The organism is Lentibacillus sp. Marseille-P4043 (genome assembly GCF_900258515.1).
Taxonomy (GTDB): Bacteria; Bacillota; Bacilli; order Bacillales; family Amphibacillaceae; genus Lentibacillus_C.
Map to the genome: position 1 here is coordinate 1,758,772 of NZ_LT984884.1, position 22,181 is coordinate 1,780,952.

The window sequence follows — 22,181 nt, forward strand, 5'->3', positions numbered from 1 at the left end:
GGGCTGAACGGGATGTGCTTTTCACAAATTAACACTTCAAGCAACCTAAGCCAGTAAACCAAGAACTCAGGCTGCTTGGACTTACTTGAAGGAAAACACAAAGTACGATCACGTCATATTTTTCACACCTGCAGCTTCTTTCGCCTGCTCTCCTTCCCATCCTTTACAAACATCAACCCATTCTTTTGCATTTGAAAAATTGAATAATTCATCACAGGTCAATTCAATTGCTGAGTTTGTACTACCACAGGCCGGGAACAGGTTTTTAAAGCGCTTCATCGAGACATCCAGGAAAACATCAAGTTCATTTGCCAAACCAAATGGACAAACACCACCAACGGCATGTCCTGTCTGTTTTAGAACTTCATCAGGGGAAAGCATACGCGCCTTAAAGTCGAACTTGTTACGAAATTTTTTATTATCAATCTTGGCATCCCCCGCCGCTACAATGAGGATCGCTTTTTCTCCTTCCCCCCTGAAGGATAACGTTTTCGCGATTTGTGCAGGAGCGACACCAATCGTATCAGCTGCCTCACTAACCGTGGCACTTGAGTTATCAAATTCCATGATATCCTGATCCCGGTTCCACTGTTTAAAATGCTTTCTCACACATTCAAGTGACAATTTATTCATCCTTTCTTTTTTGAATATTGTGTAGGATTTTATCATGCTTTAATGGACTAAAGCAAGCGTGGAGGATAGACACGTCCAAGACCCACTCAATTCTGGGGCAACAAGCCTATCCCAGTCCCATTTCTCAACTGGGACAACAGACCTGTCCCCGTGTCCCAGCACCAAATCCTTATGCACCGCGGGTTTCCAGCTGGGACAACAAACCTGTCCCCATGTCCCACGTATACAAAATTAAAGGGTTTCGAAGTAGTTTGTCGAATTAGTTTGTATGATGGGATGTCGTATGAAATTTTGGAGGCGAATGATGCTTAGCTTAGATGCTATTGAGGTGATTCCATTTCCGGTTATTGTGGTTGATGCGGGTGATGGGATTGTTGCTTATAACGAGAAAATGGGAGCTTATTTGAAACATACAATTGAAAAAGGCTGTAATATTTCGACCCTGTTTACACGTTGGGATCGTAATTTTGACTCGAAATTGATTACGGCAATGTATGCTGGTAAAAGTTTTATTTTTATGGAAGAGAATTTTGATTCCAATTCGGGAAGCAGGCTCTTAATTGGGATGGAAACGCAAGAGCTGGATTCACTGCAATCCGAAAATAACACGCTTAAAAATTTGAATCGAGAATTGGATGCCATTATTGAAAATTCCTATGACGGTATTTATATAACCGATCACAATGGAGTAACGTGGAAAACCAACTCAGCCATCGAAAGGATTACCGGGATACCGAAAGAATATTACATCGGTAAAAATGTCAGTGCGCTTATTAAGAGAGGAATATTAAATAAATCTGTTACGGAAAAAGTTTTGAAGCACCGGCGAACGGTTTCAGTCGTGCAGAAAAATTACACAGGTAAAGAGACGCTGCTAACGGGAACCCCTGTATTTAATGAAGAAGGAGACATTGAAAAAATTGTGACAAATATCCGTGACTTGTCCGATTTGAATGAACTGCAGACTGAATTAAGGAAGGTAAATCAACTTAAAGACAAATATAAAGAAGAAATCATTCGATTAAAAAATAGCGCCCAACAATTAGATGGAATCATCACAAAAAGCAGTGCGATGGAAAAAATTTATGAGACAGCCAAACGGATAGCCAATATTGATGCGACTGTATTAATATTGGGTGAAACCGGCGTTGGTAAAGATGTACTAGCAAATTACATCTATTCAAACAGTACTCGCGCAAAAGAAGGGGAGTTTGTCAAAGTTAACTGTGGAGCCATCCCACCTGATTTATTGGAGTCCGAATTGTTCGGGTATGAAAGTGGAGCATTTACCGGTGCAAATCAGAAAGGTAAACCAGGTATGTTTGAAATGGCTGATAAAGGAATTCTCTTCTTAGATGAGATCGCAGAGTTGCCATTAACATTACAAGTAAAATTATTACGCGTTTTACAGGAAGGTGAAATCCAACGAATCGGTAGCACGAAGCCGAAAAAAATAGATGTGCGTATTATCGCAGCTACCAATCGTCATTTACAGGAAATGGTATATTCAGGTGACTTTCGGGAAGATTTATTTTACCGATTACATGTAATTCCATTCGTGATTCCTCCGTTAAGCGAACGGCGTGATGATATTATTCCGTTGATACAACTGTTTTTAAATCGATTTAATGAGAAATATAACATGAAAAAACGATTCGATCATGATTTGAAAGACTTCCTTTATGCTTATGATTGGCCTGGAAATATTAGAGAACTTTCCAATCTTATGGAGCGGCTTGTAGTTACGGCACCAAATGAAATAATCAGTATGGAAAACCTGCCCCCGGATTATTATGACACAAATAACACAATCATTAACTCGATCATCCCTTTAAAAAAAGCAGTGGAGACGGCTGAGGAGAAAGTACTTATGCTTGCGGTAGAGAAATATAACAATACGTATGAAATAGCAGATGCGTTAGAAACAAGCCAGCCAACAGTGGTTAGGAAATTGAAAAAATACAAATTAGATACGAAGCTTCGCACCACAAAACAAAAGGGATTTTAGTATAGATACTGATCCCTTCTTTTGTTTTCCTATCATTTTGACTAAAACGGCGTTATCCTTCCAAACAACTCGTCTATCCATGACCTCTCTGGGTAAAATTACGGCCAATATACCATAAAATGTTAAGTCGCATCTAGGTAAAAGGTAATATCAGAAGCTAGATAAATAGATCAAAATACATCTCGAACACACATCGGATGTATCATATAATTATTACAATTGGTTTATTTTTCCTACCTATAAAATATTCAAAGTATTCAGAGGTGATAAAAATGAATACGATATCCAGTCTTAACAGCCAAATAGCTTCCCTCCGTAGTTCCATCAGCAGCATGAATCAACAGCTTAATAAGAAAAGAGAAGAGTTAGAGCGCTTAAATAGGGCCCAATCACAATTACTGGATTGCCAAAGTGATTTCAACAGCAATCAGCATCTTTGTTTGAAGCCGGAATTAACCCCAACAACTTGGCACGGGAAATTAGCCGGGGATTACGACCTTCTTAGGGAGAATGAATTGCAGGCAAGTTATATCGTCATTTCAGATGAACAATTACAGAATGCACTTGCAAAGTTGGCAGAAAAGATTCAAGAAATTAAACAAGAGATTCGTGATTTGGAGGCAAGCATTTCATCTCAAAATGCTAGTCTCTCCAGCTTGATTAATCAAAGAAGAAGGGAGTTTGCATAAATAAATGAGCGAGGAAATTAAAATTGTTCCATACTCAATTAAAGCAGCATTAGCGGATTTGAATGCGACTGCTCAATCGCTGGAAACGACTTTTTCAAAAGATGTCAGCGGGGAAAATATACTTGAAATGGTCGACAAAATGAATGGAATTAAACAAGCGTATGAAGAAATTCTCACGTCTTATCAAACATTACTGACAACCAATGTAGAGGAAACCAGACAAGCGATCGAGTCATTCGTTGAAAATGAGAGGACTATCGCATCTGCTATTCAATTTATTAAGTAGTTGATTTTCTAGTTTGGAAAGGAGGACGTTTGTGAAAGTATTGGATGCGGAAAATTTACATGCAGGAATTGATGACATAAAACGTGAGATTCACCATTTTCAAAGTCAAATCACATCGATCCAAAAGGCAGTTCGCGGTATAACGACACTGCATGAATCATTGAAAGGAAAAGGTGGAGAGGCGATTCGCGCTTTTTATAATGAGTGTCATCAACCGTTCCTAATATACATGTACAATTTTTTAATAGATTATGAGGAAATTCTGGATCAGATGAAGCAGGCGGTCCTATCGTATGAGCCGGAAACAAGCGGCATGATAAGACAGGACTTTTTGGAAAATGATGTAACGTCAGGATTGGAAAAGGTTAAAAATGTAACAACAGGCCTAACCGATGAAGCTAATTCCGTGATGGATAGTGTGCAGGATATCGTCGCCCTTCCAAAGCTTGATGACGAAGAATTTTTACATCATGTACAACGTGGCAAAAAGAGAACAAAAGATACCGTTGAACAGCTTCATGATTTAGATAATTCTCAGACAAAGGCACTTGAACCAATAGAGGAACAGCTTAGAACGATGAACGATTACATTGCGGATATCCAGTCCGTGTTTACAAATGGTGAAATCACGTTGCATAATATAGATATACATACGGTGGCAAGCATCGGATTCTACCAAAACATGCTGACAGATACCCCAATTACATATGCGGCATTAAGAAAACAAAACCAATTTAACCGTGTTGCTGGGCCATATGTGATGATGATGTACCCGAATATGCTGTTCCCGATAACATACCGTAATTATAGTGCTGGAAACGTTCACCTAGGTGATATAAGTAAGCAAAAACCAATCAAAGAAGCCGCCGAACAATATAAACTGACAGATCCAGAATCTATTGCGATAGCCAATTACTTGAGAAGAGAGTATACAGACGAACCAGAAATAGACGTGCAAGAAATGGAAAGCCAAGTAAACGTTGAATCCCCTCAGTCATCAGATAACATGTATTATTCTGCAAGGGAGCCATTAACTTTCTGGGATAAACGAGAGGTTGTTGGCGGTTATTCGGATCTGGCAGGAGACCCCTTCATGATGGGGCATATCGCAACTGCAGGATTTAACTTTGCTTTTGATGATATCGGGACTATGATTGACCCGGATGCAACAGCCGAAGACAAGATGATGGCAGGATTGTTTTTGTTTGCAAAGCCGTTGAAGGCAGCGGATAAGGTTGTTGGCGGTGCTAACCGTGTGGATAAGGTTAGGGATGCTGGGAAAGTTGATAAGGGTGTAGACAATCCTCTACTACCAGGTGAAGGAAAAGTTGGAACATATGAAGAATTAATAGATGCGGGAACACGTGGAGATAATATAACTCCTCACCATATGCCGTCTGCAAAATATATGAAAACAAAAGCAGAGGTGCATAAAAATGATGGAGTAAGTATGAATATGGAACACCCTCATCCAGGAAAAGGGGGGAGACATCGTCAAACCGAAACATATGGAATGACTGGTAAGAAATTAGAAGATTATCTTAACCTTGAACCACGTGACGCTTTAGCCCGTGATATTATTGATGCAAGGAATAACTATATAAAAGAGGGACTTTACACTCCTGAGATACGTTCAGGACTATTGGAAGTAATAAAATTAAATAAAACAAAGTACCCAAATATTTTTGACAGGTAATAGGGAGGTGGGGAAAGTTGGACATTTTAGTCGAACTTACCGAATTAAAGAATAATCGTTTATTAAGAGATGAGAGTGAAATAGAAAAATTTGAAAAATCTATAGAAAATATTTTAGACTTGGAGGATGTTAATCATATAGAAATATTGTGCCAAGGGTTTGATGATTTAACTGAAAATGATGAAGTAATGTTTGGATTAATTCATGCTATAGAGTCGTATGATAAAATTGTTGGTTCTGAAGTTTCGTTGAAAGTGTTAGCTAATTCTATTCCTAAAATGCTTCCCCATGCTAAGGAATGGTTAAAGATACTTCACAAAAGGATATTAAATCATGAACCATCGAGGAATATTTATAAAAAAATCATTCCCACATTGAACAATGACATTCAGAAATATGTCGTTTCTCAACTAACTAGTATTAAAGAAAGGAACACAAGTCGTTTTGAAGAAAGTGTAAATTCAATATTAGATTTTTTAAAGTAATTTAAAAACCTTGATTGAAACTTTATGCCTTTTAGGATTTTTAAGTTATGGAGCACAAAACAGCCTGCACCATGCGCAGGGGAGTGCTGTCAGTGGAAGATCTAATGAATGTGTTCTATCAATATAAAGAAATACAACAACAAAATGAAAAGATAGATGAGAAGGTAACAAATAAGTGATATCATTTAAGGAAGATCAAAGGCGGCTACGTAAAAAGTAACCGTCTTTTTGCATAATATAGATATACATACGGTGGCAAGTATCGGATTCTACCAAAACATGCTGACAGATACCCCAATTACATATGCGGCATTAAGAAAACAAAACCAATTTAACCGTGTTGCTGGGCCATATGTGATGATGATGTACCCGAATATGCTGTTCCCGATAACATACCGTAATTATAGTGCTGGAAACGTTCACCCAGGTGATATAAGTAAGCAAAAGCCAATCAAAGAAGCTGCCGAACAATATAAACTGACAGATCCAGAATCTATTGCGATAGCCAATTACTTGAGAAGAGAGTATACAGACGAACCAGAAATAGATGTGCAAGAAATGGAAAATGAAGTAAACGTTGAAGCACCCCATTCGTCAGATAACATGTATTACTCTGCAAGGGAGCCATTAACTTTCTTGGATAAACGAGAGGTTGTTGGCGGTTATTCGGATCTGGCAGGAGATCCCTTCATGATGGGGCATATCGCAACTGCAGGATTTAACTTTGCTTTTGATGATATCGGGACTATGATTGACCCGGATGCAACAGCCGAGGACAAGATGATGGCAGGATTGTTTTTGTTTGCAAAGCCTGCTAAGTTAGTTGGAAAAGGTGCAGATGCATTTAAGGCTGGGGATAAGGTTAAGGATGCTAGGAAAGTTGATAAGGGTACGGTTAAAAAGATAGATTCTGATACAATAAAAAAATATATTAGAGATGTAGAAAGGCGAACCGGAAGAGAGTTACCTAAAAACCAAATAGAGAAGTTGAAGGTAGCCTTAAGAAATAAAGAATATAAAAAAATGTCACCAATAGAAACAGCTAAGCATAGGGCAGAATTTGATAAAGTGAAATATAAAGTAATCAAAGAGTGGGAAGAAAATACAGGGCAAAAGTGGCCCTTGTATAATGAAAATGTTATTTCAGAAAAAACAGGAAAAATAATTAGGAAACAAGAAGATAAGTATGATGCTCATCATATAATTGAAAATACTTTTGGAGGAGAACATGAATGGTGGAATATGCATCCTGCAAAATTCCCAAATGAGCATCAAGCTGGTATTCATGGAACAGGATCACCAGCAAATACACTATTTAAAGGAGGTAAAAAATAATGGACTATGAACTTATTAAGACAAACGAAGAAAACAGTTTTTATCCAGTAACTGAAAACGAAATAAAAGAGGTTGAGAAGGAACTCGATTTAAAATTTCCTAAGGAGTTAGTTAATTTTTATATAGAGGTTGGCTACGGGTTTATTAAAGGTTCAGAGTTTACTATTAATCGTATTATGGACCCTTATTCCGTAAGAGACTTTCGGTTAAGAGTTAATGATTTTGAGTTTTATCCCGACATAGAAATTTATGATGAGTTTGAAAATAACAAACTAATATTTTTTGAAGGTAGTGAATCAGCTTTAATGTCAATCGAATTGAATGAAAAGAATAGTAGTCCGGTTTACTATTATGATATTCAAATTGCGACTTCTCTTAGAGAGTTTTTAAGAAAAATAGAAGAAAATGATAAATATTACTTGGAGTTACTAGTTGATTAAAGAACATAATAAAACTCATACCTTGATTGGCAAATGCCTTTCAAGGTTTCTTTTTGTAATGGCTACTTAGTGTCGAGCAAAGCGTTTATTCATATAGAAAATAAGGCTATTGCGGATATCCAGTCCGTGTTTACAAATGGTGAAATCACGTTGCATAATATAGATATACATACGGTGGCAAGTATCGGATTCTACCAAAACATGCTGACAGATACCCCAATTACATATGCGGCATTAAGAAAACAAAACCAATTTAACCGTGTTGCTGGGCCATATGTGCTGATGATGTACCCGAATATGTTGTTCCCGATAACATATCGCAATCATAGTGTTGGAAACGTTTAACCAGGTGATATAAGTAAGCAAAAGCCAATCAAAGAAGCTGCCGAACAATATAAACTGACAGATCCAGAATCTATTGCAATAGCCAATTACTTGAGAAGAGAGTATACGGACGAACCAGAAATAGATGTGCAGGAAATAGAAAACGAAATAAACGTTGAATCCCCTCAGTCGTCAGATAACATGTATTACTCGGCAAGGGAGCCATTAATTTTCTGGGATAAACGAGAGGTTGTTGGCGGTTATTCGGATCTGGCAGGAAGACCCCTTCATGATGGGGCATATCGCAACTGCAGGATTTAACTTTGCTTTTGATGATATCGGGACTATGATTGACCCGGATGCAACAGCCGAGGACAAGATGATGGCGGGAATGTTTTTGTTTGCAAAGCCTGTTAAGTTAGTTGGAAAAGGTGCAGATGCATTTAAGGCTGGGGATAAGGTTAAGGATGCTAGGAAAGTTGATAAGGGTACAAAAAAAGTAGAGTATGGCGAACAATACACGAAAGTAAATCGCAAAAAGGTATTAAAACCTAATATAAAATACACGACAAAAGAAGGATACAAATATACAACGGACGAAAAAGGACGTATTTCCAGTGCTGAAGCTACCCTGAAATTAGGTAAAGCAGATAGAAATTCATATGCTCAAAGAACTGTAGGCAGAGAAGACAGATTACCTAATGATGATGGGGGTCACATTATAGCAAGTACTTTTAAAGGATCAGGGGATATTGATAACTTAGTGCCGATGAATGCATATAGTAACTTAAAATTGAGCCACCATAAGTTTGTGAATTTCATTTCCCACAAAATTTCAAGTGGCTCAAATTCATTGCAAAATGCACGTAAATAAACACGGAAATTTTGGTAGTTTAAGAGATTAGAAATGCAAGACGTTCTCTGACGCCACAAATTTGGTGGGGATGAACGTATCTTAAGAAAGCTCTTACACTTGAATTGTCCAATCAAACTTGTAAAGTCAATCATAATATGTAATATCCAAGATCAAATGATTTTGGAGGTGATAAAGAGTACAGGTATAACGAAGAAAGGAGTTGTATAATGCGGAAAAATTATTGCTTCAAAAGCAATCATAAATTTTATGATTCACATAAATTTTACCGTGCGTCTAACAACTATTCTCGTGGTCACAAACATCACCGTCGTAATTCTTGTAAACATCACCAGGATCACCTCGATTGCGGATCTCATGATTACGAAAGATGCCACCATGGTCACCACTCCAGGGATCACTACTGTGGCTGTGTCCACTGCCCACATGAATGTCATAATAGCTGCTCTTATTGCTGTCAATCCAGTTATAAGAGGTATCTCTGTGATGACGATTTCCGATTACGTTTGGGCGGTCTGCAGCACGGGATGAACTATCGCCTTAGGCAGTTGATGGGGTGTGAAGTAGAAGTGCAGCTAGAAAACGATGAGACTGTACGTGGCGTGATTTGTTATGTAGGCTCTAATTTTGTGGAATTGTTAACAGAATGTCCTGCAAACAAACGAGAAAAAGGAAGTAAGAAACATTCATTTATTCTCTCAACAGATAGGATAAATAAATTTAGATATGGATATGATGATCTAAAACATTAGTGTCATTCTTTTGTAAATTGGATAATTCTTGAAAGGTATTTTGATACGCTATTGCTGCTTGTAAATGAAAAGTAACTTGGAATCATCAACACCGCCCAGTATGTCTGTTTTTTAACCTTCTATTTGTGAATTTCAAAGGATTTTTCCAAATATGTTTTTGGAGGGGGGACGTGGCGGAGAGAAGGTCCATTAAAAGTGCGATACATTGGAAATACTCTGAAAAAGTTTGAAGACCATACTCTTGTTCAACAAAAACAATTCTGTTTGACAACATTAAGGCAATTACCATAAAACAAGAAATGAAAACTTGGAAATCAGCACCAGATAGGACTTCTCTGGTGCTGATTTAATTTTTACTACTTCATTCAGAGGAAAGTATAATCTACGTTTCGCCGGTATCCAGTACGGAATTATATTCTGACGCACCTTTATCCTCCATCACTTGAATCATCGAAATTTTATCATTTGAAATGATTGTTAATTCGTTATCCGTCATGACTGCTATCGAGTTTTTATCCACATCTTCCACAATTCCTCTAATAACTGTTTCATCCACACTTACGTCAACTTTTTTGTTTTCCAGCAATAAAAGATAGATATTGAAACGCATGCGATAAAACAGATGCAATAATTTTGGAGAGGAGGATACAATACTACCAAAACAAAAAGTAATATCCCGGCGTAGGCAGCCATCAATGTTTCTTAGCGGTGCCTCATTATTAGGTTCTGCAAACCTACCTTTTGGTTTTACAGAAATGATTTGTCTATAGGGGAGAATAATCTCCGATTTATCGGCTAATAAAACAACAAAGTCAAAACCAACTGTATGGACTTTGCCATCTATTGTTCTACCCATGATTGTGGATGTTGTTACCATTAATCCATCTAGACCACGAAAGGCATTGCGGAATATTTCTGCTGGGGTTCTTTCCACATCCAAGGCCAAATCAAGAAGTAACTGATTTGCTGAACGGATATCCTCCCTAACTTGTTTAAGTGTTTGTAAAGGAAGACAGCTTGTAGGCGAAGGGAATTCTGGTGAGGGATAACGTTTTTGGCAAAAGCAGTTATCTATACAAAAATCTTCTATTGGATTCTGTTCTTTAAGCGGAAGATTCTTTTTCACTATTATCACCACCTTTCTTTGGACCGGAGGACAGGTGCCGTGGTCCAGTTTAAGAAACATAAAAAAACTGAGTAACGGTAATTTTATACAATTTGAATGGTTGAATCGGAAAAGCTATTTTCGCGTTCCGCCCTGGCTTATTCCTTTAAGGGGCGGGAGGTGTTTGTTTAATTTCTGGTAGATTCTGATGATGCCCCACATGCCCAGTTCGATATCCCAACGAATATTGCCGGAGCGGTACATATAGTCACCGTGGAATCCTCCGTAAGCTCCTGCTCCGCCCAGTAGTTGCAGGTTCTCTGTAGCGCCAGCAATGTTAAAGCCAACAAATGATTCAGTGCGTGAGTTCAAATCCTTTGATGCAGAATGCCAGCGGTGGCCATGCAGATGAAAGGTATGTGCCCTTCGTCGTTCTGCGGGGGTGACTAAGCGGATTGTTACTGGATCACCAATATAGCTTTCGAATGTCGGAGTTGCCGGATCCCCAAATACTTTGGAAGAAAACAATTCATGAAGGGAAGAATGTTTGTAATATCTGTTGATCAATCGTTCGCTTCGATAATTGAATCCGCGCGAACCCTGGTCATATGTGTCGAGCAAATCTTCATCCAATTCCGGCGGAGGAAGCAAAATTCCATCAGGCGGATCGATGATTAATTGGCCACTTTTATCCAAAAGCCTAACCCCGTCATGCATAACTAATACAAATTCCCTTGTGTCTGGTAAAAATGGATTCCGTACAATAACATTGGCACCTGTTCTTGTAGGTTTCAATGTATATGGATTGAGGTACTCGCTTCCCCTAGGTTCAGCAATAAAAGCTCCAAAGGCTCCGTGTCCCTTATGATTTCGGATATCTGCCATATCCCAAAGGCCGCACACTCCAACCTGAGAATCAACCACCCAGCGGTAGTTCCGTTTTTCTCCCGGTCCAACAGTTTGGTCATCGTTAAATCCTACCGTTTCCCCTGCAGAAGTTTTCACATCATAGTCGAGTAACTGGGGATGCAGAGAAATACGAAGTGATGGCGGATAAAATGCCTGTTCTTTTACTTCTGGGTAAGGATAGATGCCGTCTTTGAACGGGAACAAATCTTCTTTAAGCATATTCGATAGAGTCACATCAACTGTATCACCCATATTTGCACGAAGAATCAGTGGTTCTGGTTGTTTTCTTCCTTTTAAAATATCACTCATATCTTCTTTGAGTGCGAAAATTAGGCCGTATGGATCATGGTCGCCAAAGTCGTTGTATTTAATTGGAAGCTGAAAAGCAACAATATCAAACTTTCGTACTGAACCCCTTTCAATAGGATTACGTAAAGGGTCTTTAGCTGATGGCGGATTCTCTCCAGTACATTCTGGAAGTGGTCTAGAGCGTTTTAACGGTTTAGGACGGTCAGATAATGGAATCAGGTCAGGAATATTTTCATCGTATGCCCGGATCAGTCCCCACAGTCCGTTCCATAAATCTTCCTCTGTTTCAAATGTCCATAAATAGTCGCCGGATCTGGGGATATATGTTTCAAATGTGAATGATTCCGAAATACCGATATGCTGCTGGGATGACACGTTAGTGTTCGTGTTTCCTCGTTCTTTTGGCCATTTCAGCCCATGCACATTAAAACTGTGTGATTCTTCCTGTGCTCCTTGAAGCAGCCGGATTCGAATTGGGTCCCCCTGATATGCTCGTAGTATTGGTGTTTCGGGATCCCCATGAACATGAGAACTGAAGCTATAGGCGGGATCGCAATCTTTTCCTAATCGAAATCTAAGTGGCGCATTTTTATAATTAACACCAAATAGGCCTGGATCATCCTGAGAACCCGGAAACTTCGGTGGATTAAGCGGTTTTTTGTTTTTATCAAATAATAAAGAAAAGTCCTGTGCGAATAATGCGAAGTCACGGTAATTCGGGATGAGCGGATTATTCACCATCACCTGTGTTCCATGGTCGACTTCTATTCCAGTTTCGGAATCAAAAATTTCGGAGAACCGTGAGTGGACAACCCCTGAGCCAAACACACCATGTTGCTGATGGGCTAATGGAAAAAGATGGTCATGGAAGAACCATGCTTTTAATTCGACATCTGCATAATAGGAATATTGTATCGTTTCCCCCGGGAGCACAGATGAATCATAATTCCACCCAACATTAGCACCGTCACAAACGAGTACATCAAATTTTACGAAGTGAATATGAAAACCGGATTCATAGGTCCTCGTCACAAGCTGGAATGCATCCCCATCCAATATATGCGGCAGTCGGTTGGTAAAATTAATTTGAAAGCAAGTATGGGATGGTGCATGAATGACAAGCGGTTCCGGTTTCTTCTTCCCTGATAGCACATCATCGAGATCTTCATCTAACACATACATGCGACCTTTTGGGTCATGCCAGCCTTGTTTGTTATAGATGAGCGGCAGTTCGATAACGGAAATATTAAATTCCTTTACGTTTACATCTTTGGGACATGGATCCGTAAAGACAGCACCTGGTCTTGGATTATCTACGGCTGCATGTCGCTCGAGTTTCGTCAGATTTCGACCGCCTTTAATTCCTAGCGGGGGACGTGGTGCTTTATTTCCAACTTTACCAGGAATGAAATTGGGGAATCCTGGCTTTTTCTTTGTTGGGGTTGGTGGCGGTTCACGATCGGGAAGTGGATTCAGTGCTTCAATTGGGGTACCATTTGGGTAACATTGGCTTCCGTCCTGGAGTGTATCAAAGATTCGGTTCATCCCCCACATTCCTGCTGCAAAATGCGGATACAGGTGACAGTGGATAATGGCGTCCCCTAATGCACCTTGCAGGCTACCCAGACCATAAAGGGGCTCAACTGTATAATGGGACTGAGGGCTGATGGCCTGAGAGTCAATGATTTCCGATCCCAAATCCCGTGGGTCGCTAAACCACTGGTGAACATGATAATGAAAAACATGTGTTTCTTTTGCACCCCCGTGGAAAAGGCGGATTTTTGCCGGATCTCCGACATATCCACGTAATATGGGTGCTGAAGGATCCCCAAATACCCAAGAGTCGTGGTGTACCTCTTCACCTTCACAGTTAGGACAAACAACACCTTCAGCTAGCAGCTGCTGTCTTCTATTCTCCGGTTCATACCGATAATTGGCTCCATGAAAGGATTCTTCTTCCTGATTAGAGATATGATTGATCGGCCGGTTCCCTGTAACATCATCAACTTCCATTTCATCATGGAAAAGCCAGGCGTATTCACGGAAGGATGGAAGCAGCGGATGATGAACATCAGCATAAACACCGCTGTTCATCGGCCCTCCTGTTACTGGATCCGTCCACCAAGAAAAGCGGCTTTCGACACATACCCCCCCAAAAAGTCCGTTGGTATTAGAACCATTTTCTCCGCTTGATGGATTGCCTAGATCAGAAAAGAAATAATTGCCCTCTTTTACAGCGTTAATTTTGTACAATATACGTTCACCGGGGGCAACGGTACTATTTTTATTAAACCCTACATACGCACCATCTGAATGAAGGACATCATATTCAGCTTCTTGGAAATGTATCCCGGTATAAAATGACAGTTTATTTTCAAATAGAATTTCAACTGTATCCCCCTCATTTGCCCGGATAATAAGGGGCTCGACAAGATCCACAGGTGAAAATGGATTCTTTTTAACAAGGTCTTTCACCTTCTGTTCATTCTCTTTTAAAACATACATCATTCCATTTGGGTTGTGGTCCCCAAATGTATTGACAACAATCCGGATAGGAATTGCAACGACATGATACGTTCTTTTCATAAAACATCCCCATTTCTGTCAATCTTTTAATTCTGGAATTTTTGGTCCAATACTGCTTTCAATATAAAAAACATTTATTGAATGGATATGTACCGTCCATTCTTTTTCCTCAAGTGCTGGAATATGGGTCGTATCGACATCCAAAACAACCATATCTTCTACAACATCCTTGATTGTTCCAATAAACATAAACGGAAATGCTTCGGTTAATATAAAAATTCTTCGCTTTTTATTCTTTTTAAAATGCTTAACAATTGCATCATTCCTGACCACATTGACCATGCTTGTTAATTCCAGGTCGTGATTATTCATAAGAATCGGCCTCCTATCTAAGTTAACGGGAAATTTAAATCTGGCGGAATCTCTGTAGAAAATGCGACTACGTTTTCAAGTGGAATGCTAAGCGGGAATGGAAATTCATAAAATGGTGCGTTCACCATTTTAATAATTACCGGTGATAATGTAATATGGCTTTCTTGAACATCCTTTATTTTCCCGGAAAAAACAGGACGGAATACTTGCCCAAGCAGGTTTAACTGTACTGCTTGCGTTACAACGAGTAAATTTTCTCCCTGCATACTTTTTAAATCAGTCAGTAATCTTTCATCATCATTCCGGTTCATTCACTTTCCCTCACTTTTTTATCAGAATATAGATTTCAATACTTCTTTCCAAAGATTAATTAGCCTTAACGTCTCTATATAAAGGATCTTTTGAAGCGGAATAGCCGTTTCTGATTTTAGATGCTTTAGATTTAGTTCTTCTTTATTCGTTTGTTTTATTTTTCCAAATTGGGTGGTATGGGAAGTTTTAACTTTTACCCATGTACCCTTCCAGGAATCCAGATTCGTTCTTATAGATTCTTCAAAAAACTGTTGGATTAATGCGTCTCTTTTTGTTACAGTTTCACCAAAAGATAGAACTAGGTTTTTACGCAATCGATTGTCATAAATATGATGCTGATGCGGGTTGGAATATGTGGGAGTTCCAAAAGGGATCGTAGCAGATTTAATGGATCTGTAAGGTAGCCAGATTCGTTTTTGCAAGTTCGTTATCATTACAAAATCTCTGCCAACAGCTGCGACTTTTCCCTCAACCGTTGCAGATTCTTCAATTTCAGATACGGGAGTAATTACGACTTGTTGATTACGCTTCATTTTGAAGAACATCTTCAATGTTAAGGTTTTGCGGTGGGGTTCATATAGATGAATCAATTTAAACATGTTTTGCTGATTAATATGTTCGTTCAATACCCTTGTTTCTTCTGTTGATACGGCACTTGTCGGGGACGAAAAAGATGGATTTTCTTTCACTGATGTGTGCTGATTTGCGGCGGCTTTTTTCATATTCCACCTCCAATATATTCATCCTCGAATAGGATATAATGCTATAATATGGGCAGTTCTTCAAGTGGTGCAGATGAATATGCTAATTTTAAAAATAGGGTTTGTTTAGTGCAAGAGCGTGATAATGTTTGCTGCGATTTGGTTTAAATTCACACTGTTTTTACCCGTATTCATATCATGATAGGCTCTGATCCGATTTTTCTCATCTAATAAGTACATGTTCGTGCTATGAGAAATATAATCGCCATCTTTTTTAAAGGTCATATTAAATTGTTTCGTAATATTAAGGGTTTGGTTCACCGTTCCCCTTAGAAAAACCCAATTATTTGCGGGAATAGAAAATTGGTTTTTATAGTCTTCAATTTTCTCAGGGGTGTCAACTTTGGGATCCAGTGTAATCAATATAATATTGTATAATTTTTCGCTTACTCCTTCTTCATCTAATACTTGCTTGAGATTAAGTAAATCCATAATGGTCATCGGGCATACATCCGGACACTCCGTATAAAAGAATGTTACCAACTTTGGTTTATCTGTTGAAAAGGTATAGTCTTCTCCGTGAATGGTTTTAATGTTCGGTTCTTCAATGGTCCCGTGGTTTGGTAAGTCTACGCTTTTCGGCCATAAAAAAAATGTGATGACGAAACCAATCAGGATGAGGCATACGATGGAAAAAAACTTTTTCAAATATAACCATCTCCTTATACGCGCAATGAATAAAGGGCAAGACTGAGGATGAGTGTTAGAATGAGTGTTACAAACCCGGATAAATACATCATATTTATCAGGATTTCATGCTTGGATGTAAGGGGGATACTACAAAGTTGCGGATTTTTCAGCACTTCTCCAATCATTACTCCCATAGAACTGCCAACCAACCCGTAATAAAAACTAATTAAAATAGAATGGTATTTTATAAAGGTACCAAATAAAATACCAATTAGAATACCAAGGATAAAGTTCAATAGAAAAATACCTGGCAGTTCAATAGTTAAGATAACAGAGAAGTGGATACTGAGGACCAATGTTGCAGCCAATGTTACAGTTTTAGCTATTGTTCCAGCAAAACGATCATCAAATAATGTTTGTTTTCTTCTAAAGGCAAGGTAACTACCAAGTGTTGTCGTAAGGTTCAAAATTCCAAGACCATAAATAACAAACATGCCCTCCCCCCCTTTAAGACCGCCAAATTGATACAACCAAAATACTCATCATGAAGAAAACCAAAAGTTCAAGAACGATCACAAAAAAGAAAGGATCATTTAAAATTGCACCAAGCATAGGGGCCATGATACCCAGCATAAAACCGTTGACAATCCCCGTAAGCATAGTCTGGTAATCAAACAATGCGCCGAACAACGCACCTGAAAGCATGCCGATGATCGTAGCCAGAATGGTAATCCATGTAAAATGGAACGGATATTGGAAGATTAATAAAATACCAACTGTTAAGGCCAGCATTCCTCCAGCAGACATTGCAATATTCATACCTAGTTGAAAGCCAATAATTTTGCGCCGGCGATAAACATAAATAAATAACAAAATAAATAACACCACATTTGCGTACAGTACAAGCGCATAGGTAATCTGTTGCACCACATCACCCCTTAACAATGTATAAAAAAATTGCTTAAATATGCAGAAACAAGCCAATAAAATTAATACAGGAAAGGATGTATTTTGTTTTTTATTGTTGGACAAGACCATTGTGAAGAGATATTCACCAAAAGACGCCGAACAACCGCGAAAAGTCGCCGAACAAACGCGGAAAGTCGCCGGACAAACGCCAAAAGTCGCCATAACAACCGCACAAACTCACCAGCCCCTCACGCGAATCCCCAAGACACAACGCTCCACCAAACGAAGCCAACCACTTAAAGGACCCCACATTTACAAAAAACGCTATCCATTGGACCAGTCAACTTCACATAGCCTTTGTTAATTCAAACATAAATCATTCAATTCAAAAACGAATCACGAACAATGCGCATCCCCTCCATTTTTAATTCAGTTTTGAATCTTTTCTGGCAATCCGAAAAAAATACACGCACCCAGTCACATTAAATTCCCCCTCCCATCAAGGCTTTCAACAAAAAAGCAACAATTTGGCATGGTTATTGCAATAGTTGGAATAGAAAAATCATGGGGAGGAATTTTTAATGACGACAGTAGTGGCAGATGAATTGCAACAAATGAAGACGATGATACGCAATTTTGTTGAAAAGGAAGTAGAACCATATGCACAGCAAATTGAAGAAGAAGATGCAATTCCGCAGCATTTGATCGAAAAAGCCAAAGAACTTGGTCTGTTTGGCATGAGTATTCCGGAAGAATATGGTGGCATTGGCTTAAATTCGGTTGGAAAAGCGATTGTGCTTGAACAGTTGGGCCGGACGCATAATGGTTTTGTTTCGTTAATCAGTGCACATACGGGAATTGGCAGTACGGGATTGGTTAAACTTGCTTCTGAAAAGTTGAAACAAAAGTATTTGCCAGACATGGCTGCAGGGAAGAGAATTGGCGCATTTGCTTTATCAGAACCAGGTGCAGGGTCAGATGCTACGAATTTGGCGACGCAGGCTGAAAAGGTTGGCGATCAATGGGTAGTGAATGGGACCAAACATTTCATTACCAATGCACCTGTTGCAGATGTTTTTACTGTGTTTGCATTAACAGATAAAGCAAAAGGTGCGAAGGGTGGCATCACGGCATTTTTGATTGAACGAGATTTTCCTGGACTTATTATCGGTAAAAGCGATAAAAAGATGGGATTACGCGGGTCGTATACTGCACAAGTGATTTTTGAGGATTGTATGGTTCCAGAAGAAAATGTGATCGGTGAAGTTGGTATGGGTTACATGAATGCGCTAAAAATCCTTGGTGAAGGACGAGTGGGATTGGCTGCAAGGGCTGTTGGTTCTAGTGAAAAGCTAATCGAACTGTCAGCGAGTTATGCGAAGGAGCGTGTTCAATTTGGCAAACCAATTGCCAGTAATCAGGCGATTCAATGGATGCTTGCTGATATGGCAACGGAAACAGAGGCTGCTCGGACGTTGACAATGATGGCTGCGGAAAAGATTGATGAAGGGAAAAAAGTGATCAAGGAGGCTTCCATGGCCAAGTTATTTGCTTCCGAAGTTTTCAATAAGGTAGCGGATAAAGCGGTGCAAATTCATGGGGGGATTGGTTACATGGGTGAATATCCTGTTGAACGGTTTTACCGTGATGCGAGAATAACAAAGATATATGAAGGGACAAATGAAATTCAACGTCTGATTATTGCTAGGAAGGTTTTAGAACAAAATTAATTATAGAGGTTGTTCAAAAAGTCCGGTAAAAATGACACATCGAATTTCTTCGTTGGCTTGCTTTTCCGTTCCTCACGTATTAATAGCATACGTTCCGGTACTCAAAGCTACGCCGCCTTGAACTTCTCGGTCCTTTTTATCCTCCTTTTTGAACACCCACTTACAGGAAAGAGGTTGTATATGCGTTGGATTGTTCTAGGTGTCTTGTTCCTTGGTATGATTATAAACTTTGCTGATAAATCGATTATAGGTATTGCTGCCGGCCCGATTATGGAGGACTTGGATCTTTCTTATGAGGCTTGGGGAATTGTTGGAAGCAGCTATTATTGGCTTTATCCAATTACAGGTATCTTTGGTGCAGCTTGGGCCGATAAAATCGGGGCTAAAAAAATGCTGTGTTCGCTAATGTTTATTTGGGCAGTGTTACAGTTCGGCGTGTTAGCTATTACTGCTTTACCATTATTGATTATTTACCGCGTGTTGCTAGGTGCTTTTGAGGGCCCGTTTAGTCCGGTTGCTTATAGTCATGCACATAAATGGTTTCCGCCAAAGCTTCGTGGATTTGCCAATTCGGTCGTTGTCTCTGGAGCAACGGTTGGAGCAATGGTTGTTGCACCAGCTTTAGTAGCGTTAATCAGCATATTCGGTTGGAAAATAGCGTTTGCCTGCTTAGGTGCTGCAAGTATTGTCTGGGCTGTCATCTTTATGATTTTTACAAAAGAAAGTCCGGTTGAGGCGTACAAGGAGCAACAGGAAAAGAAAAAGGCTAAATTAGAAAAAATTAACCTAAAAGATTTTGGGAAATTACTTGCATCTCCATCCGCTTTATTTACGACATTAGCTTATTTTTCAACCTATATTTTAGTAGTCTGGATTTCGGTCTGGCTTCCTATTTATCTGGTTGAAGTCGTAAATATGACATCGGTTGAAATGGGTTATGGTGTGATGATCATTGGCATTGTTTCCACATTGATTTATATGTCTGTTTCGATGGTGTCTGATTATGTCTATAAACGAAACCAAAATTGGCGAACTTCCCGCGTGTTTGTTGTGGGCATTTCAATGGTGATAGGAGCATTAAGCATGGCATCGATTACGATTTTTCAACATCCAATTTGGGTGATTGCAGCGATGTGTCTGGCTAAAGGATTAACCTATGCCATTTTACCAATCGGTCCGACGATCATGATTAACGAAATGCCAGAGCGTGGTGGGCTGATGACAAGTATTTTAACATCATCCGGGAATATTGCCGGGATTGTTGGTCCGATGTTTACGGGATTTATCATCGGGCTGTCTGGATCAGATAAAATACTGGGCTACAATTATTCGGTGCTTGCAATGGCTGTCATCGTTTTAATTTTTGCTGGTTTATTTACGGTATTCGTAAAACCAGACGTGAATAAGAAGCAACCACTAGAAACACCAGCAGCACAAGAATCCAATTAATGAACGTTTAACCTATTGGGAGGGGTAAGTTTGCAAGATATCAAGCATCGACCATGGGAAAAGTATCATCAAGAATTAATGAAATGGGAAATTCCTAAAGGGTCATTCTACGCTATATTAGAGGAAACTGTGGAAAATTTTGGGAACAAAACAGCGGTTACGTTTACCGGGGAAAATATCACGTATCAGGTGTTAAAACGTCGTGTTGATAAATTAGCGGGCGGATGGAAAAAGCGAAATTTCAAGAAGGGAGAACGTATCGGGTTAATGGTTGGAAATCATCCCAGTTACATTATCTCTTATTATGCAGCACTTGCATTAGGATTAATTGTTGTGCAAATCAATCCTGCCTACACCAAAAGGGAACTGTTTAAGATTTTAACGGATTCTCAGGTTTCCTATATTGTTGCTGATGCTGTTTCCTTAAAAACAGTGAATGAAATGGAAAAGATTTATACGTTTAAGGGGATTTTTGTAGCGCAAAAAACGCAAGAGGCAAGTGATTCCGTTTTAAGTATTGAAGAGGTTATTCAAGAGGAAGCTGTGCTTGAAAGCCCGGTATCCATTGATGTAAAACGCGATGTGGCAGTCATTCAATACACAGGCGGGACAACTGGAGAGGTAAAAGGGGCAATGCTTACACATCAAAATATCATAACGAATGTCTTACAAAGTTATGCCATGTACAAAGAAAGAGCAACCCCAGGCAAAGAAATCGTGCTAGCTGCTACACCGTTGTATCACGTTTATGCGATGACAAGTGCTATGAATCTAGGTATCTATATGGGAGCGAACATATTATTAATTGAGAAGTTTCGCATTGACGAGGTTATGAAGCTTATAAAAGAGCATCAGCCGACATTTTTCCCTGGTGTACCACAAATGTATAATGCATTCATCAATTATCCAGATGCAGAAATGTATGGTTTGGATTGCTTGAAGGTATGTTCCTCCGGGTCTGCTCCATTGCCAATCGAAGTGCATCGGCGGTTTGAAGCGATTACTGGGACAAAAATCCTTGAGGGGTACGGTATGTCCGAAACATCACCAACGACACATCGTACACCAATTAATGGGGAAGTAAAGGTAGGCAGTATCGGCATCCCTGTACCGGAAACGGATTGTCGAATTATCGACCAGGATCAATATGAAATGGGTACAAATTCCGTTGGTGAACTACTAATTAAAGGTCCGCAAGTTATGACAGGGTATCGGAACAATCAAGTGACTACCGAGCAAGCACTGCAAAATGGCTGGCTGCACACAGGTGATTTGGCAATGATGGATGAGGATGGTTACTTCTATATTGTAGGTAGGAAAAAAGAAATGATTATTATGGGCGGATTCAATATTTATCCACAAGAAGTTGAAAGCGTTTTATATGAACACCCGGACGTAAAAGAATCAGCTGTTGTTGGGCTGCCAGATCGGGAAAAGGGCGAAATTGCCAAAGCTTATGTTGTTCCGAAAGAAGGATACTCGATCGATGTGGAAGAATTGACTGGGTTTTGCTATAAAAACTTAACACCATATAAGGTACCAAAGGAATTTGAAGTGATGGAGAAATTACCAAGAAATACAGTTGGCAAACTATTAAAGCGCAAGTTGGTTGATCAAGAAAAGAAAAATGGAAAGGAATGATGAATG

The 22,181-nt window shown here is 39.3% G+C and carries 23 protein-coding genes and 1 pseudogene; 15 read left to right on the forward strand and 9 right to left on the reverse strand.

The window, feature by feature from the left end; translation table 11 throughout:
- Positions 1 to 108: 108 nt before the first annotated feature.
- A complete protein-coding gene (locus C8270_RS08580) occupies positions 109 to 624 on the reverse strand; it encodes a YbaK/EbsC family protein (protein WP_106496430.1) in 516 nt (171 codons plus the stop codon).
- A 313-nt stretch (positions 625 to 937) separates the two neighbouring features.
- Between C8270_RS08580 and C8270_RS08585 the strand changes: the two genes are divergently transcribed.
- The 12 genes and pseudogenes from C8270_RS08585 (at position 938) to C8270_RS08635 (ending at position 9,522) form a co-directional block, all read left to right on the forward strand.
- Complete coding sequence (locus C8270_RS08585) at positions 938 to 2,641, forward strand: sigma-54 interaction domain-containing protein (protein WP_106496431.1); 1,704 nt, start codon at positions 938 to 940, stop codon at positions 2,639 to 2,641.
- 272 nt (positions 2,642 to 2,913) lie between these two features.
- Complete coding sequence (locus C8270_RS08590; protein ID WP_158701667.1) at positions 2,914 to 3,330, forward strand: YwqH-like family protein; 417 nt, start codon at positions 2,914 to 2,916, stop codon at positions 3,328 to 3,330.
- Positions 3,331 to 3,334: 4 nt separating this feature from the next.
- Positions 3,335 to 3,616 (forward strand): YwqI/YxiC family protein, encoded by a 282-nt coding sequence (locus C8270_RS08595; RefSeq protein WP_106496433.1) that lies wholly within the window; start codon positions 3,335 to 3,337, stop codon positions 3,614 to 3,616.
- A 31-nt stretch (positions 3,617 to 3,647) separates the two neighbouring features.
- Positions 3,648 to 5,312 carry a ribonuclease YeeF family protein gene (locus C8270_RS08600; RefSeq protein WP_158701668.1) on the forward strand — a complete coding sequence of 555 codons (1,665 nt, stop codon included), beginning with the start codon at positions 3,648 to 3,650 and terminating at the stop codon, positions 5,310 to 5,312.
- Positions 5,313 to 5,329: 17 nt separating this feature from the next.
- Positions 5,330 to 5,797, forward strand: a complete 468-nt coding sequence (locus tag C8270_RS08605) for an Imm30 family immunity protein (protein ID WP_106496435.1) — start codon at positions 5,330 to 5,332, stop codon at positions 5,795 to 5,797.
- Between the two features lie 47 nt (positions 5,798 to 5,844).
- Positions 5,845 to 5,976 (forward strand): hypothetical protein, encoded by a 132-nt coding sequence (locus C8270_RS20665; protein WP_267894840.1) that lies wholly within the window; start codon positions 5,845 to 5,847, stop codon positions 5,974 to 5,976.
- 586 nt (positions 5,977 to 6,562) lie between these two features.
- Positions 6,563 to 7,132 (forward strand): annotated as a pseudogene (locus C8270_RS08610) (LXG family T7SS effector ribonuclease toxin YxiD); the annotation flags it as partial.
- The gene (locus C8270_RS08615; protein WP_106496436.1) at positions 7,132 to 7,572 is read left to right on the forward strand and encodes an SMI1/KNR4 family protein; all 441 of its coding nucleotides are present in this window, start codon (positions 7,132 to 7,134) and stop codon (positions 7,570 to 7,572) included. The pseudogene C8270_RS08610 and the gene C8270_RS08615, both read left to right, overlap by 1 nt.
- A gap of 69 nt (positions 7,573 to 7,641) precedes the next feature.
- A complete protein-coding gene (locus C8270_RS08620) occupies positions 7,642 to 7,917 on the forward strand; it encodes a hypothetical protein (protein ID WP_106496437.1) in 276 nt (91 codons plus the stop codon).
- Between the two features lie 90 nt (positions 7,918 to 8,007).
- Entirely contained in the window at positions 8,008 to 8,217 is a 210-nt protein-coding gene (locus C8270_RS19915; protein ID WP_158701669.1) for a hypothetical protein, read from the forward strand.
- Positions 8,189 to 8,770 carry a DNA/RNA non-specific endonuclease gene (locus C8270_RS20750; RefSeq protein ID WP_234028524.1) on the forward strand — a complete coding sequence of 194 codons (582 nt, stop codon included), beginning with the start codon at positions 8,189 to 8,191 and terminating at the stop codon, positions 8,768 to 8,770. Before C8270_RS19915 ends, C8270_RS20750 begins: the two co-directional genes overlap by 29 nt.
- A 527-nt stretch (positions 8,771 to 9,297) precedes the next feature.
- The gene (locus tag C8270_RS08635; RefSeq protein ID WP_158701670.1) at positions 9,298 to 9,522 is read left to right on the forward strand and encodes a hypothetical protein; all 225 of its coding nucleotides are present in this window, start codon (positions 9,298 to 9,300) and stop codon (positions 9,520 to 9,522) included.
- Between the two features lie 382 nt (positions 9,523 to 9,904).
- On the opposite strand, the gene C8270_RS08640 is transcribed toward C8270_RS08635, so the two are convergent.
- From C8270_RS08640 to C8270_RS08675, 8 genes are all read right to left on the reverse strand, one after another.
- Entirely contained in the window at positions 9,905 to 10,648 is a 744-nt protein-coding gene (locus C8270_RS08640) for a hypothetical protein (protein WP_106496441.1), read from the reverse strand.
- 114 nt (positions 10,649 to 10,762) lie between these two features.
- Positions 10,763 to 14,431: a multicopper oxidase domain-containing protein gene (locus C8270_RS08645; protein ID WP_106496442.1), complete on the reverse strand. Its 3,669-nt coding sequence runs from the start codon at positions 14,429 to 14,431 to the stop codon at positions 10,763 to 10,765.
- Between the two features lie 18 nt (positions 14,432 to 14,449).
- Positions 14,450 to 14,743, reverse strand: a complete 294-nt coding sequence (locus tag C8270_RS08650) for a hypothetical protein (protein WP_106496443.1) — start codon at positions 14,741 to 14,743, stop codon at positions 14,450 to 14,452.
- A gap of 17 nt (positions 14,744 to 14,760) precedes the next feature.
- The gene (locus C8270_RS08655) at positions 14,761 to 15,054 is read right to left on the reverse strand and encodes a hypothetical protein (RefSeq protein ID WP_106496444.1); all 294 of its coding nucleotides are present in this window, start codon (positions 15,052 to 15,054) and stop codon (positions 14,761 to 14,763) included.
- Between the two features lie 21 nt (positions 15,055 to 15,075).
- Complete coding sequence (locus tag C8270_RS08660; RefSeq protein WP_106496445.1) at positions 15,076 to 15,777, reverse strand: hypothetical protein; 702 nt, start codon at positions 15,775 to 15,777, stop codon at positions 15,076 to 15,078.
- Positions 15,778 to 15,882: 105 nt separating this feature from the next.
- Positions 15,883 to 16,464 carry an SCO family protein gene (locus tag C8270_RS08665; protein WP_158701671.1) on the reverse strand — a complete coding sequence of 194 codons (582 nt, stop codon included), beginning with the start codon at positions 16,462 to 16,464 and terminating at the stop codon, positions 15,883 to 15,885.
- A 14-nt stretch (positions 16,465 to 16,478) separates the two neighbouring features.
- On the reverse strand, positions 16,479 to 16,940 hold the full coding sequence (locus tag C8270_RS08670) for a hypothetical protein (protein WP_106496447.1): 462 nt from the start codon (positions 16,938 to 16,940) through the stop codon (positions 16,479 to 16,481).
- A gap of 13 nt (positions 16,941 to 16,953) precedes the next feature.
- Positions 16,954 to 17,373: a hypothetical protein gene (locus C8270_RS08675; RefSeq protein ID WP_106496448.1), complete on the reverse strand. Its 420-nt coding sequence runs from the start codon at positions 17,371 to 17,373 to the stop codon at positions 16,954 to 16,956.
- 563 nt (positions 17,374 to 17,936) lie between these two features.
- Between C8270_RS08675 and C8270_RS08680 the strand changes: the two genes are divergently transcribed.
- The 3 genes from C8270_RS08680 (at position 17,937) to C8270_RS08690 (ending at position 22,175) form a co-directional block, all read left to right on the forward strand.
- The gene (locus tag C8270_RS08680; protein ID WP_106496449.1) at positions 17,937 to 19,085 is read left to right on the forward strand and encodes an acyl-CoA dehydrogenase family protein; all 1,149 of its coding nucleotides are present in this window, start codon (positions 17,937 to 17,939) and stop codon (positions 19,083 to 19,085) included.
- A gap of 180 nt (positions 19,086 to 19,265) precedes the next feature.
- Positions 19,266 to 20,534 carry an MFS transporter gene (locus tag C8270_RS08685; protein WP_106496450.1) on the forward strand — a complete coding sequence of 423 codons (1,269 nt, stop codon included), beginning with the start codon at positions 19,266 to 19,268 and terminating at the stop codon, positions 20,532 to 20,534.
- 30 nt (positions 20,535 to 20,564) lie between these two features.
- Positions 20,565 to 22,175 (forward strand): long-chain-fatty-acid--CoA ligase, encoded by a 1,611-nt coding sequence (locus tag C8270_RS08690; RefSeq protein ID WP_106496451.1) that lies wholly within the window; start codon positions 20,565 to 20,567, stop codon positions 22,173 to 22,175.
- Positions 22,176 to 22,181 lie beyond the last annotated feature (6 nt).

Bases quoted from the DNA above. Each gene is read 5' to 3' on its own strand.
- C8270_RS08685 (WP_106496450.1), top strand. From the start codon at position 19,266: ATGCGTTGGATTGTTCTAGGTGTCTTGTTCCTTGGTATGATTATAAAC.
- C8270_RS08590 (WP_158701667.1), top strand. From the start codon at position 2,914: ATGAATACGATATCCAGTCTTAACAGCCAAATAGCTTCCCTCCGTAGT.
- C8270_RS08680 (WP_106496449.1), top strand. From the start codon at position 17,937: ATGACGACAGTAGTGGCAGATGAATTGCAACAAATGAAGACGATGATA.
- C8270_RS08650 (WP_106496443.1), bottom strand. From the start codon at position 14,743: ATGAATAATCACGACCTGGAATTAACAAGCATGGTCAATGTGGTCAGG.
- C8270_RS08635 (WP_158701670.1), top strand. From the start codon at position 9,298: ATGAACTATCGCCTTAGGCAGTTGATGGGGTGTGAAGTAGAAGTGCAG.
- C8270_RS08655 (WP_106496444.1), bottom strand. From the start codon at position 15,054: ATGAACCGGAATGATGATGAAAGATTACTGACTGATTTAAAAAGTATG.
- C8270_RS08660 (WP_106496445.1), bottom strand. From the start codon at position 15,777: ATGAAAAAAGCCGCCGCAAATCAGCACACATCAGTGAAAGAAAATCCA.
- C8270_RS20750 (WP_234028524.1), top strand. From the start codon at position 8,189: ATGGGGCATATCGCAACTGCAGGATTTAACTTTGCTTTTGATGATATC.
- C8270_RS08585 (WP_106496431.1), top strand. From the start codon at position 938: ATGCTTAGCTTAGATGCTATTGAGGTGATTCCATTTCCGGTTATTGTG.
- C8270_RS08670 (WP_106496447.1), bottom strand. From the start codon at position 16,940: ATGTTTGTTATTTATGGTCTTGGAATTTTGAACCTTACGACAACACTT.
- C8270_RS08615 (WP_106496436.1), top strand. From the start codon at position 7,132: ATGGACTATGAACTTATTAAGACAAACGAAGAAAACAGTTTTTATCCA.
- C8270_RS08595 (WP_106496433.1), top strand. From the start codon at position 3,335: ATGAGCGAGGAAATTAAAATTGTTCCATACTCAATTAAAGCAGCATTA.
- C8270_RS20665 (WP_267894840.1), top strand. From the start codon at position 5,845: ATGGAGCACAAAACAGCCTGCACCATGCGCAGGGGAGTGCTGTCAGTG.
- C8270_RS08645 (WP_106496442.1), bottom strand. From the start codon at position 14,431: ATGAAAAGAACGTATCATGTCGTTGCAATTCCTATCCGGATTGTTGTC.